This window comes from Priestia sp. KCTC 13724 (assembly GCF_056820425.1).
Genome location: NZ_JBXDLD010000041.1, coordinates 1 through 13,340, shown reverse-complemented (window position 1 = coordinate 13,340; position 13,340 = coordinate 1). Strand labels below are relative to the sequence as shown.

Annotated in this window: 11 protein-coding genes; 10 read left to right on the top strand and 1 reads right to left on the bottom strand. The window is 40.7% G+C overall.

What is annotated here, in order from left to right:
• Nucleotides 1-43: 43 nt before the first annotated feature.
• Genes pcrB through AC1UFB_RS06470 form a run of 4 tightly spaced genes read left to right on the top strand, consistent with a single transcriptional unit; the run spans nt 44 to nt 6,244 of the window.
• Nucleotides 44-748, top strand: coding sequence for a heptaprenylglyceryl phosphate synthase (gene pcrB / locus AC1UFB_RS06485; protein ID WP_062687146.1), 705 nt, complete (start codon nt 44-46; stop codon nt 746-748).
• A 43-nt stretch (nt 749-791) separates the two neighbouring features.
• Entirely contained in the window at nt 792-3,011 is a 2,220-nt protein-coding gene (pcrA, locus tag AC1UFB_RS06480; protein WP_138117606.1) for a DNA helicase PcrA, read from the top strand.
• Between the two features lie 22 nt (nt 3,012-3,033).
• The gene (gene ligA, locus AC1UFB_RS06475; protein WP_328101321.1) at nt 3,034-5,040 is read left to right on the top strand and encodes an NAD-dependent DNA ligase LigA; all 2,007 of its coding nucleotides are present in this window, start codon (nt 3,034-3,036) and stop codon (nt 5,038-5,040) included.
• Nucleotides 5,041-5,053: 13 nt separating this feature from the next.
• Entirely contained in the window at nt 5,054-6,244 is a 1,191-nt protein-coding gene (locus tag AC1UFB_RS06470) for a CamS family sex pheromone protein (RefSeq protein ID WP_328101319.1), read from the top strand.
• A gap of 29 nt (nt 6,245-6,273) precedes the next feature.
• Here the strand turns inward: AC1UFB_RS06470 and AC1UFB_RS06465 are convergent, their stop codons facing one another.
• Complete coding sequence (locus AC1UFB_RS06465) at nt 6,274-6,765, bottom strand: DUF3920 family protein (RefSeq protein ID WP_025910463.1); 492 nt, start codon at nt 6,763-6,765, stop codon at nt 6,274-6,276.
• 319 nt (nt 6,766-7,084) lie between these two features.
• Here AC1UFB_RS06465 and gatC point away from each other — a divergent pair, with 319 nt between their 5' ends.
• The 6 genes from gatC (at nt 7,085) to AC1UFB_RS06435 (ending at nt 13,207) form a co-directional block, all read left to right on the top strand.
• Entirely contained in the window at nt 7,085-7,375 is a 291-nt protein-coding gene (gene gatC, locus AC1UFB_RS06460) for an Asp-tRNA(Asn)/Glu-tRNA(Gln) amidotransferase subunit GatC (protein WP_328101317.1), read from the top strand.
• Between the two features lie 16 nt (nt 7,376-7,391).
• Nucleotides 7,392-8,849 carry an Asp-tRNA(Asn)/Glu-tRNA(Gln) amidotransferase subunit GatA gene (gatA, locus tag AC1UFB_RS06455; protein WP_328101315.1) on the top strand — a complete coding sequence of 486 codons (1,458 nt, stop codon included), beginning with the start codon at nt 7,392-7,394 and terminating at the stop codon, nt 8,847-8,849.
• A gap of 14 nt (nt 8,850-8,863) precedes the next feature.
• Nucleotides 8,864-10,294, top strand: a complete 1,431-nt coding sequence (gatB, locus tag AC1UFB_RS06450; RefSeq protein ID WP_025910460.1) for an Asp-tRNA(Asn)/Glu-tRNA(Gln) amidotransferase subunit GatB — start codon at nt 8,864-8,866, stop codon at nt 10,292-10,294.
• A gap of 169 nt (nt 10,295-10,463) precedes the next feature.
• Nucleotides 10,464-11,396 carry a diacylglycerol kinase gene (locus tag AC1UFB_RS06445; protein WP_025910459.1) on the top strand — a complete coding sequence of 311 codons (933 nt, stop codon included), beginning with the start codon at nt 10,464-10,466 and terminating at the stop codon, nt 11,394-11,396.
• Nucleotides 11,397-11,490: 94 nt separating this feature from the next.
• Nucleotides 11,491-12,879, top strand: a complete 1,389-nt coding sequence (rlmD, locus tag AC1UFB_RS06440) for a 23S rRNA (uracil(1939)-C(5))-methyltransferase RlmD (RefSeq protein WP_163071021.1) — start codon at nt 11,491-11,493, stop codon at nt 12,877-12,879.
• A gap of 199 nt (nt 12,880-13,078) precedes the next feature.
• Entirely contained in the window at nt 13,079-13,207 is a 129-nt protein-coding gene (locus tag AC1UFB_RS06435) for a hypothetical protein (RefSeq protein WP_258954130.1), read from the top strand.
• Nucleotides 13,208-13,340 lie beyond the last annotated feature (133 nt).

Here is a 13,340-nt window from a genome sequence, read left to right as displayed (position 1 = left end):
GCATAGTGAAGAGCTGCGGGATAAATAGATGGAGGTTCATACAATGTACGACGTAAAAGAATGGAGACACGTATTTAAATTAGATCCAAATAAAGAAATTTCAGATGAAGCATTAGAAAAAGTATGCGAGTCCGGTACAGACGCGGTAATAGTAGGTGGGTCAGACGGCATTACGTTAGATAACGTGCTGCAGCTTTTAATGCGTATTCGTCGCTATACGGTGCCGTGTGCTTTAGAAGTATCGACAATTGAATCAGTTACTCCTGGCTTTGACTCTTACTTTATTCCAACCGTATTGAACAGCAGTGACCCAAAGTGGATCTCTGGTTTACACCATCACGCAATGAAAGAGTATGGAGAAATTATGGATTGGGATGAAATCTTTGTAGAAGGATATTGCGTGCTAAATTCAGAAGCCAAAGTAGCAACTTTAACGAGTGCGAAAACAGACCTAGACGCTGATGATATTGTAGCGTACGCGCAAATGGCAGAAAGAATGTTTAATTTACCAATCTTTTACTTAGAGTATAGCGGTACGTACGGGAATCCTGATATTGTTGAAAAGGTAAAAAAGTCGTTAACTAATACAAAGCTTTTCTACGGTGGCGGTATTAGAACGAAAGAGCAGGCTACTGAAATGGGGAAAATAGCAGATACGGTAGTTGTTGGGAACGTCATCTATGATGATTTATCAACAGCGTTAAAAACAGTAGATGCAGTGAAAAAGAATGTTGCGAACGAAAAATAAAGTAAAGTAAAATAGAACATATGTTTGATTAGGCGGTGAAATGATGAATTTTCTAAGTGAAAAGTTATTAACGGGATTAAACCCAGAGCAAAAAGAAGCGGTAAAAACAACAGATGGTCCGCTGTTAATCATGGCCGGCGCAGGAAGCGGAAAGACGCGTGTGCTCACGCATCGCATCGCGTATCTAATGGCTGAAAAAGAAGTGGCGCCTTGGAATATCCTTGCGATTACGTTTACAAACAAAGCGGCTCGTGAGATGAGAGAGCGTGTTAGTGCAATCGTTGGTGGAGTAGCAGAAGATATTTGGATTTCGACGTTCCACTCCATGTGTGTGCGTATCCTACGCCGAGACATTGACAGAATTGGTTATAATCGAAACTTTACTATTCTCGATTCAACAGACCAGTTATCGGTTATTAAAAACGTCTTAAAAGAAGAAAACCTAGATCCGAAAAAATTCGATCCACGATCATTGCTAGGAAGCATCAGTTCTGCAAAGAATGAGTTGAAAACAGCGGATGACTTTGCAAAAACAGCTGCGGGTCCTTACGAGGAAGTCGTGAGCACGGTGTATACAAAGTATGAAAAGCGCCTTAAGAAAAATCAAGCGCTGGACTTTGATGACTTAATTATGACGACGATTCAGCTCTTTAAGCGTGTGCCAGAAGTACTCACTTACTATCAGCGTAAGTTTCAATATATTCACGTTGATGAGTATCAAGATACAAACCATGCGCAGTATATGCTTGTTCGATTGCTAGCGGCGCGCTTTGAAAATGTGTGCGTAGTCGGTGATTCAGATCAGTCTATCTATCGCTGGCGCGGCGCGGATATTACCAACATTCTTTCTTTTGAAAAGGACTATCCAAAGGCATCGGTTATTTTATTAGAGCAAAACTATCGTTCAACAAAAAATATTTTAGCAGCAGCGAACGAAGTTATTGCCAACAACATGAACCGAAAAGCGAAAAATTTATGGACAGAAAACGTGGATGGCCAAAAGCTTTATCGCTATCAGGCAATGAGCGAGCATGATGAGGCTCAATTTGTAGCGCGTAAAATTAAAGAAGCCGTAGATGCTGGTAAACGCAAATATAGCGATTTTGCCATTCTATATCGCACGAACGCTCAGTCGCGTGTGATGGAGGAAGTATTATTAAAATCGAATATTAACTATACAATCGTCGGTGGGATTAAGTTCTACGACCGTAAAGAGATTAAAGATATTTTGGCGTACTTACGCTTAATCGCAAACCAAGATGATGATATTAGCTTAACGCGCATTGTGAATGTACCAAAGAGAGGCGTAGGAGCAACGTCTGTTGATAAAGTAGCAAACTATGCACTAACCCATGATATTTCAATCTTTAAAGCACTTGATGAAGTAGAGCTAATTGGGGTAACCGGCAAAGCAACGAATACGCTTCGAGATTTCCAAGCAATGATTGATAACTTAGCTCAAATGCAAGACTATATGTCTGTAACAGAGCTTGTGGAAGAAGTACTTGAGCGAACGGGCTATCGAGAGTCACTCAAAACGGAAAAAACAATAGAAGCTCAAAGTCGCTTAGAGAACATTGATGAGTTTTTATCTGTTACGAAAACCTTTGAAGAAGCAAGCGAAGATAAAAGCTTAGTCGCGTTCTTAACGGACTTGGCGCTTGTGGCTGATATCGACCAGCTTGATGAAGAGGAAGATGAGAACGAACAAGTTATCTTAATGACTCTTCACTCTGCAAAAGGACTTGAGTTCCCGGTTGTGTTCTTAATTGGTATGGAAGAAGGCGTATTCCCACACAGCCGCTCACTCTTTGAAGATATGGAAATGGAAGAAGAGCGTCGCTTAGCATACGTTGGAATTACGCGTGCGGAACAAGAACTTTACTTATTAAACGCACAAATGCGCACACTATTCGGTAAGACAAATGTTAACCCGGCATCACGCTTTATTAGCGAAATTCCATCTGAGTTAATCGAGTCGCTGAATGAAGCGAAGAAATCACCGATGCAGCCAAGCGGAAGAAGCGCATCACCATATGCTGCTCGCAGACAAGCGGCCGTTGCAAAAACAACGCTCACGTCTACCGGTGGCGAATCAATTGGCTGGAGGGTTGGCGACAAAGCGGAGCATAAAAAATGGGGTATCGGTACAGTGGTTAGCGTTAAAGGAGAAGGAGACTCAAAAGAATTGGACATTGCGTTTCCAAGTCCAGTGGGAGTAAAGCGTCTGTTGGCTAAATTTGCACCTGTAACAAAAGTATAATGTGTGAAAAAGGAGTAAGGATATGGATCTTGAAACGAGCAAACAAAGAATTCAAGAGTTGCATGAGCTTTTAAATCGCTATAACTATGAGTATCATGTATTAGATCAGCCAACAGTTCCGGATGCGGAATACGACCGCTTAATGAACGAGCTGATTAAAATAGAAGAAGCATTTCCAGAGTTGAAAACGCAAGATTCTCCTACTCAGCGCGTTGGCGGCCAGGTGCTTGATGCCTTTCAAAAGGTTGAGCACCGCACGCCGATGCTCAGCTTAGGCAATGCGTTTGATGAGCAGGATTTGCGTGATTTTGATCGTCGTATTCGCCAAGTCGTAGGAGATGATTTTTCCTATGTATGCGAGTTGAAAATCGATGGCTTAGCAGTCTCTTTACTTTACGAGGATGGCTACCTAGTACGTGGAGCTACGCGTGGAGATGGGACAATTGGTGAAGACATCACCGAGAATCTGAAAACAATTCGTTCAATTCCTCTTCGTGTAAAAGACCCGGTGACAATGGAAGTGCGCGGAGAAGCATTCATGCCGAGAAAGTCATTTGAAAAATTAAATGAAGCTAAGATTCAAAATGAAGAGCTTCCGTTTGCAAACCCTCGTAATGCCGCTGCTGGTTCACTGCGTCAGTTAGATCCTAAAATTGCAGCAAAGCGAAATCTTGATATTTTTGTGTATGCAATGACGGATGCGGGTGAGCAGGAAGTAGAAGCTCATAGTGAAAGCTTAGACCTTTTAGACCATCTTGGTTTTAAAACAAATAAAGAGCGTCAAAAATGTGCTACCATTGAAGAAGTTCTTGCTTACATTGAAAACTGGCAGGAAAAACGCCTATCTCTTGCTTATGATATCGATGGGATTGTTATTAAAGTCGATTCGTTTGAGCAACAGAGTAAGCTTGGTACAACGGCAAAAAGTCCGCGTTGGGCAATCGCTTATAAGTTTCCTGCAGAAGAAGTTGTAACAACTCTAAAAGATATCGAGCTCACGGTTGGACGTACAGGTGTTATTACGCCGACGGCCATTTTAGAACCTGTGCAGGTTGCCGGTACGACCGTGCAGCGCGCATCTTTACACAATGAAGACTTGATTCGTGAAAAAGACATTCGCATCGGTGACCAAGTAGTTATTAAGAAAGCGGGCGATATTATTCCGGAAGTTGTGAATGTAATTACCGAAAAACGAACGGGTGAGGAACAAGAGTTTACGATGCCAACTCACTGCCCGGAATGTGAGAGTGAACTTGTTCGCTTGGAAGGAGAAGTAGCGCTTCGCTGTATTAATCCAAGCTGCCCAGCTCAAATTCGTGAAGGGCTCATTCACTTTGTGTCTCGCAATGCAATGAATATTGATGGTCTTGGTGAGAAAGTGATTACTCAACTCTTTAAAGAAGAGTTAATCAAAGACGTAGCGGATCTTTACGAACTAACAAAAGAGCAGCTAATTGAGCTTGAGCGAATGGGTGAGAAATCAGCGGATAATCTGTTAAAAGCCATTGAAGCTTCTAAAGAGAATTCTCTTGAAAGGTTGCTATTTGGTCTAGGCATTCGTCACGTTGGTGCTAAAGCAGCAAAAACCCTAGCACAACAATTTGATACGATGGACAAGTTGCAAAAAGCAACGTATGATGAGTTAGTGACAATTAATGAGATCGGTGATAAGATGGCCGGTGCAATCGTTACATACTTTTCACAAGAAGAAGTGCAAGAGCTGTTGAGCGAGCTTCAAGAAGCCGGCGTTAACATGACGTATAAAGGCCCAAAACCAGTCAATGTAGAAGAGTCTGATTCTGTTTTTGCTGGTAAAACGATTGTTTTAACTGGTAAATTAGAAGAGTTAGGTAGAAGTGAAGCAAAGGCGGAGATTGAAGCTTTAGGCGGAAAAGTAACAGGTAGTGTAAGTAAGAAAACAGACCTTGTCATTGCGGGGGAAGACGCAGGTTCTAAACTTGCTAAAGCAAATGAGCTTGGCATTGAAGTGTGGGACGAAGCGAGGTTACTTATTGAATTAAACAAATAAGAGGTGTGTATAGTTGAAAAAGATATTTTTACTGTCTCTTATGGTCATGCTTATAACCTCAGCATGTACACCTAATTTTTCGAAAGAGGAAGAGATTGTTCAACAAACAGATGATAAAAATGAAAAAGCTGTTATTCCAAAATACAGCATTTCAGATGAGTATTACCGGACAATTCTTCCTTATAAACCGGGAGTAGCGAGAGGCCTTGTAGCAGCGAATATGAATAATCGCCTTGATATTCAAGAGTTTGAAACAGGATTAATGCGTCTAGCGCAAGATGATTTTTCACCTGACAAATATGTGTTCCAAGAAGGGCAATATCTAGACAAAGAGACGATTCGTTCATGGTTAAGCCGTAAGAAAACAGACGCGCAGTTTAAAGAACTAAAGGATAAGACAGAGGAAAATGATCGTGATTCATTAAAGAATGAAGGTCTCAATCCAGCCGATACGGGTGATGGAGACTTAAAAGCACGAAATGAAAGAAGCCCCATGTATTTGGCTCACATTACGGAGCAAAACTACTTAGTTCAAGACGGTGACGGTAAAGTTGCGCTTGGCGGGGTAGTTATTGGTCTGGCAATGAACTCTGTCCACTACTATACGCAAGAAGATGGATACGCTCGTGAAGTTAAGCTGGATGATAAAGAAATTGAAGAGCGCGGCAAAGAGATAGCAAATACCATCGTGGATCGTATGCGTAAAAAGAAGGGACTAGAACAAGTGCCAATCACGGTGGCAATCTTTAAGCAAAATCCAAAATCTTCTTTAACACCTGGGAACTTCATTAGCGTTGGCCAAGCTGGCAAAGGACGTAACTCAGTGAACAGCTGGGATAAAGTTGATGAAAAGTATTACCTATTCCCGTCATCTGCTGCCGATAAAGACTATCGCGATGATGCAATGAAGTTTAATGAATTCAAAGCACAAATTGAAAATTACTTCCCGAACTTTACAAGTGTAGTAGGGAAAGGTCATTATATCGATGGTCAGATGCAGAGAATGTCCATTGAAATCCCAATTCAATTTTACGGAAAAGGTGAAATTGTTGGGTTTACTCAGTATGTTGCTGGATTAATGCTTGATCATTTCCCAGACTATATGGAAACAAGCATTTCCATTACGTCTGTAAACGGTCCGGAAGCACTGATTATCCGTAAGCCTGATCAAGAAACGCCAACCGTGCATATTTACGAAAACTAAGTTAAAAGCCGCTCACCTGAGCGGCTTTTTCATTGTGAGAAAAAAGGTGTGTCTTGGTGAGATTTCATGAATTTTTGCAGGTGACTCTTAGCATATTGAAATGCATCCTTTTCAGTTTTTCGCTCTTCATATGGCAACTTTTTATCAAATTCAAACTGCTTTTTAAAAAAAGGAATATCTTCTTGCATCACATGACGCAATTCATGAAAGATTATTTCAATCAAAGGTAAGTACTCCTCAAAATTAAATATAAAAATGATGCCAACTTCCCTCCAATAAACGGCGGATGCATATTGAAGGAATTCTGCCTCTTCTTCTCCAAGTTCAGAAACAATCTTATTGGCTTCACAAGAGTCACAAAACACAACTGGGGTTGTGAACTTTCGGTTAAGACATGAGAATACTTCTTTTTGCAGGCTGTGCAAGTCAAATGAAAATTCTTCATCTAGCACAAACCAGTTTTGACACTCTTGGTAGACAGGACGCTTATGAATAGTCGAGTAAATGAGTAATGGATTCATGGTATGTTCACACTCCTTACTAGCAGTCATATTCATTTTCGACCTTTTTATTTACCCCTATACTTCTGATTAAGAAACTTATGAAGAGGTTACTAATATATATGTCAACGAGCTATTCATTTAGAAGAAAAGGAATAAAAACTCTAAATAAGTCCAGGAGAAAAATCCCTTTTCTAGAGGAATATAGAGTGTAACCCCTATCATTTTAAAAGGAAGATTTTATATTTATGGAACTGCTCTCAGAAATGTTGCTTGATGCTAGTGAAGTTTGGTATTATCAGTATATTGTAGTGGGACGAATATTCGGAGGTGAACGAACATGTCAAGAATTTCTGTTGAACAAGTAAAACATGTTGCACATTTAGCTAGATTAGCTGTAACAGATGAAGAAGCAGCTCTATTTACGAAGCAATTAGATGCAATCATTACATACGCTGAGCAGTTAGATGAATTGGATACTACAAACGTAAAACCAACTTCACACGTACTAGACGTGAAAAACGTAATGCGTGAGGACAAGCCAGCAAAAGGATTACCTGTTGAAGATGTAATGAAAAACGCGCCAGACCATAAAGATGGATACATCCGCGTACCAACTATTTTAGAATAAGAAAGGAGGCTTTACGATGTCATTATTTGATCGTAAACTTTCAGAATTACATAAGCTTCTTCATAGCAAAGAAGTAAGTGTACAAGACCTAGTAGAAGAATCGTATAAGCGTATTAACGCAGTAGATGATAAAGTGGGTGCTTTCCTAGCACTAAACGAGGATAACGCTCGTGCTTACGCAAAACAACTAGACGAAGCGCTACAAACGAAAGATGAGTTTGGTTTGTTATTTGGTATGCCTATCGGTGTGAAAGATAACATCGTAACAAAAGACTTACGCACAACGTGCTCCAGTAAAATTCTAGCAAACTTTGATCCAATCTATGACGCAACAGTTGTTCAAAAGCTACAATCAGCTGAAGCAGTAACGATTGGTAAATTAAATATGGATGAGTTCGCAATGGGTTCTTCAACTGAAAACTCTGGCCTACAATTAACTCGTAACCCGTGGAATTTAGATTATGTACCGGGTGGATCTAGCGGTGGTTCAGCAGCAGCTGTTGCAGCTGGCGAAGTACCATTCTCACTAGGTTCTGATACGGGTGGTTCAATCCGTCAACCAGCGGCTTATTGTGGTGTTGTTGGATTAAAACCTACATACGGACGCGTGTCTCGTTACGGTCTTGTTGCATTTGCATCTTCTTTAGATCAAATCGGACCAATCACAAACTCAGTTGAAGATAATGCGTATTTACTTCAAGCGATTTCAGGCGTTGACCCAATGGATTCAACTTCTGCAAATGTAGATGTTCCAGACTATGTATCTGCTTTAACTGGCGATATTAAAGGCCTTAAAATTGCTGTACCAAAAGAATATCTAGGTGAAGGTGTTGGAGAAGAAGCTCGTCAATCTGTACTGGATGCATTAAAAGTATTAGAAAGCCTTGGCGCAACTTGGGAAGAGGTTTCATTACCACACTCTAAGTATGCCTTAGCAACATACTACTTACTGTCTTCTTCAGAAGCTTCTGCAAACTTATCTCGCTTTGACGGTGTACGTTATGGATACCGCACAGATAATGCTGAAAACTTACTTGACATGTACAAGCAAACGCGTAGCGAAGGCTTTGGTAACGAAGTGAAGCGCCGTATCATGCTTGGTACATTTGCGTTAAGCTCAGGTTATTATGATGCTTATTATAAAAAAGCACAGCAAGTACGTACGCTTATTAAGGAAGATTTCGAATCTGTATTTGAAAACTATGACGTTATCATTGGTCCTACAACGCCAACACCAGCGTTCAAAATTGGTGAAAAGACAGATGATCCGTTAACAATGTATGCAAATGATATTTTAACAATTCCAGTAAACCTTGCAGGCGTACCAGGTATCTCTGTACCTTGTGGCCTTGCGAACGGATTACCATTAGGATTGCAAATTATCGGTAAGCATTTTGATGAAAGCACAATTTATCGCGTCGCTCATGCATTCGAACAAGCAACTGAGCATCACAAAGCGAAACCAGCACTGTAAGGGGTGAGAAGAAGATGAACTTTGAAACGATTATCGGTCTTGAAGTACACGTTGAACTTAAGACAAAATCTAAAATTTTCTCAGCAAGTCCAAACGCGTTCGGAGCAGCGCCAAATGCGAACACAAGCGTTATCGACTTGGGATATCCTGGCGTACTGCCAGTTCTAAATAAAGAAGCGGTTAACTTCGCGATGAAAGCAGCTCTTGCATTAAACTGTGAAATCGCAACAGATACAAAGTTTGACCGTAAAAACTATTTCTATCCGGATAACCCAAAAGCTTATCAAATTTCTCAATTTGATAAACCAATTGGTGAAAACGGTTGGATTGAAGTTGAAGTAAACGGTGAAACAAAGCGTATTCGTATTAACCGACTTCACTTAGAAGAAGATGCGGGTAAATTAACGCATACAGGTGATGGTTACTCTCTAGTAGACTTTAACCGTCAAGGTACGCCTTTAATTGAAATCGTATCAGAAGCAGATATGCGTTCTCCGGAAGAAGCTTACGCATACTTAGAAAAATTAAAATCTATCATCCAATACACAGGCGTATCTGATTGTAAGATGGAGGAAGGTTCACTTCGCTGTGATGCCAATATTTCTCTACGTCCAGTTGGACAAGAGAAGTTCGGTACAAAAACAGAGTTAAAGAACTTAAACTCTTTCAACTTCGTACGTCGAGGTCTTGAGCATGAAGAAAAGCGCCAAGAGAAAGTATTATTAGCTGGTGGAATCATTGAGCAAGAAACACGCCGCTTTGATGAATCAACAGGCGAAACACTCTTAATGCGTGTAAAAGAAGGATCGGATGATTACCGTTACTTCCCAGAGCCAGACCTTGTAGCACTTCATATTGATGATGAGTGGAAAGAGCGCATCCGTGCGTCAATTCCAGAGCTTCCAGATGCTCGTAAGAAACGTTATGTTGAAGAACTTGGGTTACCTGCTTATGATGCAATGGTATTAACGCTAACAAAAGAAATGTCTGATTTCTTTGAAGCAACGATTGAAGCTGGCGGAGACGCGAAGTTATCTTCTAACTGGTTAATGGGTGAAGTATCAGCATACTTAAACTCAAACCAAAAAGAGTTAGCTGATGTAGCATTAACTCCAGAAGGTTTAGCGGGCATGATTAAGTTAATTCAGGAAGGCACAATTTCATCTAAGATTGCGAAAAAAGTCTTCAAAGAGTTAATTGAAAATGGTGGAAGCGCAGAAAAAATCGTAAAAGAAAAAGGCCTTGTGCAAATTTCTGACGATGCAACGCTACGCAAGTTTGTAACGGATGCGTTAGATGCAAATCCTCAATCAATTGAAGATTTCAAAAATGGTAAAGACCGTGCAATTGGATTCTTAGTAGGGCAAATTATGAAAGCGTCAAAAGGTCAAGCCAACCCTCCAATGGTTAACAAAATTTTATTAGAAGAAATTAAAAAGCGCTAATTAGCGACCGTTAATTTCTTTACATCATGTGATGACTGCCCCCTCGTAAAATTGTAGCTGCTATTTTAAGAGGGGGTCTTATTTTGGAATAGAGATTATGCAGATGTATATAATGTAGATATTGAATTGGTTTGGATTTTGATAAATTATCATTATTAGGATGATGAAAATGAAAAGAGCGAGAATCATTTATAACCCGACATCGGGGCGTGAAATTTTTAAAAAGAATTTACCAGAGGTACTTCAAAAGCTAGAGCAAGCTGGTTATGAGACGTCTTGTCATGCAACTACCTGTGCTGGTGATGCGACAGAAGCTGCTAAGGTAGCAGTGGAGCGCAAATTTGATATCGTCATTGCTGCTGGCGGTGATGGAACGATTAATGAAGTTATTAACGGCATTGCTGGACAAGACTATCGACCTCAGCTAGGGATTATTCCAGTAGGAACAACCAATGACTTTGCTCGTGCAATTAACGTTCCTCGTACGATTGAAGGAGCGGTTGATGTTATCATTAACGGTGTACCAAAAGCGATTGACCTAGGTGCAGTTACCAACGAAGGACAGACGCATCACTTTGTAAATATTGCAGGCGGTGGCCGCTTAACAGAGCTTACGTATGAAGTTCCGAGTAAGTTAAAAACAATGCTGGGTCAGCTTGCTTACTACTTAAAAGGAATGGAAATGCTGCCTTCAATTAAGCCAACCACGGTTGAAATTGAGTATGATGGCAAGTTTTTTAGCGGAGATATTATGATGTTTCTAGTATCTTTAACAAATTCGGTTGGAGGCTTTGAGAAGCTAGCGCCAGATTCCTCTTTAGATGATGGAATGTTTGATTTAATTATTTTGAAAAAAGCTAACTTAGCTGAGTTTATTCGTATTGCTACATTAGCGCTACGCGGAGAGCACATCAATGACCCCCATATTATTTATACAAAAGCAAATCGCGTTAAGATTCATACAAACGATAAGATGCAGCTGAACCTTGATGGGGAATACGGCGGATTATTGCCTGGGGAATTTGTCAATTTATATCGACATGTAGAAGTTTTTGTCCCAAAAGAGACAGCGAAATTAATGGAGAAAAATGAGATCGCCTAACTGCGATCTTTTTTTATGGAAACGACTTTTGTGTAAAGGGAATCGATGTGGTACAATCAGTTCAGCATTTTTAAATACAAAGGATGTACGATAAATGGAAAAGTTAACACCACCAGTTGAAAAAAATGATTATATAGATGTTACGTTTGAAGATTTAACACATGACGGTTCAGGCGTAGCCAAAGTAAACGGCTTTCCAATCTTTGTTCAGAACGCACTGCCTGGCGAAAGCGGCCAAGTGAAAGTAATAAAAGTAAAAAAAGGCTATGCGTTTGGAAAACTTATGAATCACAGTACGGTGAGCGAAGCTCGCGTAGAACCTCCCTGTCCTGTGTATAAGCAGTGCGGAGGCTGTCAGCTTCAGCACGTAAGTTACGAAGGTCAGCTTTCGTTTAAGCAAAAGCAGGTCCAAGGGGTAATGGAAAGAATTGGCCACCTGCCAAACGTGCCGGTGCTACCAACAATGGGTATGACAGATCCTTGGCGCTACCGTAACAAAGCGCAGGTTCCTGTTGCAAATCGAGACGGTGGCTTAGTGGCTGGTTTCTATCAGCAGCGCAGCCATGACATCATTGATATGGACATGTGCCTAATTCAACAGCAAGAAAACGATGATGTTGTTCAAGTTGTTAAAAGCATTCTTGAAAAGTACAATGTTCCCGCTTATCATGAGCAAAAACACAAAGGAACCATTCGCCACATCATGGCTCGCTACGGCTTAACGACGGGAGAAATTATGGTTGTGCTTGTTACTCGCACAAGCGAGCTTCCAAACAAAAAGCACATCATTGAAGAAATCGTTAAAGCCGTGCCGAATGTGAAATCAATCGTTCAAAACGTCAATACAAAGCGCACAAACGTTATTCTGGGTGATCAAACAAACGTACTTTGGGGTGAAGAATATATTTATGACTATATCGGTGACGTTAAGTTCGCTATTTCAGCCAAGTCATTTTATCAGGTAAACCCAGAGCAAACGAAAGTACTTTATGACAAAGCGCTTGAGTATGCAGATTTAACAGGAGAAGAAACGGTGATTGATGCATATTGCGGAATTGGGACAATCTCTCTGTTTTTAGCGCAAAAAGCCAAGAAGGTATACGGAGTAGAAATCGTTCCTGAAGCGATTGAAGACGCTAAGCGCAACGCTAAGCTAAACAACATTGATAACGCTGAGTTTGAAGTGGGAGAAGCTGAAGTTGTCATTCCTAACTGGTACAAGCAAGGCATCAAAGCGGATGTCATCGTCGTTGATCCGCCGAGAAAAGGCTGTGACGAAGCACTATTAAAAACAATTCTTAAAATGAAGCCAAAGAAAGTCGTCTACGTATCATGCGGTCCGGCAACGCTGGCGCGTGACCTCAAGATTCTTGAAGAAGGCGGCTATCAAACGGTGGAAGTGCAGCCTGTTGATATGTTTCCGCATACGACGCACGTGGAATCCGTGGCGAAATTGATTTTAAAAGAAGAGACTGAGACATAAGTAGTTCAGTCCTTACTATACCTGAACGATTGAGAGTTTCTCACTTTTAATCGTTCAGGTTTTTTGGTTGATTGTGAAAACAATGTTGGAAACAGGGTGGAATGGAGCGTAGGACACTCGACTCCTGCGGGAAAGAGAGGGAAAACGTGAGATCCCGCAGCGCAGCGAGGAAGCTCAGGTTCCTCCCCGCGGAAAGCGAGTGGCCGTAGCGCAATGGAACGAACGTGTTGAGACAAACCAAAAGGATTGGAACAGCTATTGTTCGTCTCTTAGAAGCAATCATTTTGTTATGTCCCAAACTCTTCTTTGTTTAAAAAGGATGCTATAAAACTAATCTTATATGTACTTAAAAATACTTTGTTATTGCATATATTTATTTTGAAATGATTTACCACTAGTGTTGCATAAATGTTGACGCAATTTTCAGTTTAATGTTTTTTCCTGTTTAGAGCCAAAAAAGT

Coding starts and splice junctions, on each gene's coding strand:
- pcrA (WP_138117606.1), top strand. CDS start 792: ATGAATTTTCTAAGTGAAAAGTTATTAACGGGATTAAACCCAGAGCAA.
- gatA (WP_328101315.1), top strand. CDS start 7,392: ATGTCATTATTTGATCGTAAACTTTCAGAATTACATAAGCTTCTTCAT.
- gatB (WP_025910460.1), top strand. CDS start 8,864: ATGAACTTTGAAACGATTATCGGTCTTGAAGTACACGTTGAACTTAAG.
- AC1UFB_RS06465 (WP_025910463.1), bottom strand. CDS start 6,765: ATGAATCCATTACTCATTTACTCGACTATTCATAAGCGTCCTGTCTAC.
- AC1UFB_RS06445 (WP_025910459.1), top strand. CDS start 10,464: ATGAAAAGAGCGAGAATCATTTATAACCCGACATCGGGGCGTGAAATT.
- ligA (WP_328101321.1), top strand. CDS start 3,034: ATGGATCTTGAAACGAGCAAACAAAGAATTCAAGAGTTGCATGAGCTT.
- gatC (WP_328101317.1), top strand. CDS start 7,085: ATGTCAAGAATTTCTGTTGAACAAGTAAAACATGTTGCACATTTAGCT.
- rlmD (WP_163071021.1), top strand. CDS start 11,491: ATGGAAAAGTTAACACCACCAGTTGAAAAAAATGATTATATAGATGTT.
- pcrB (WP_062687146.1), top strand. CDS start 44: ATGTACGACGTAAAAGAATGGAGACACGTATTTAAATTAGATCCAAAT.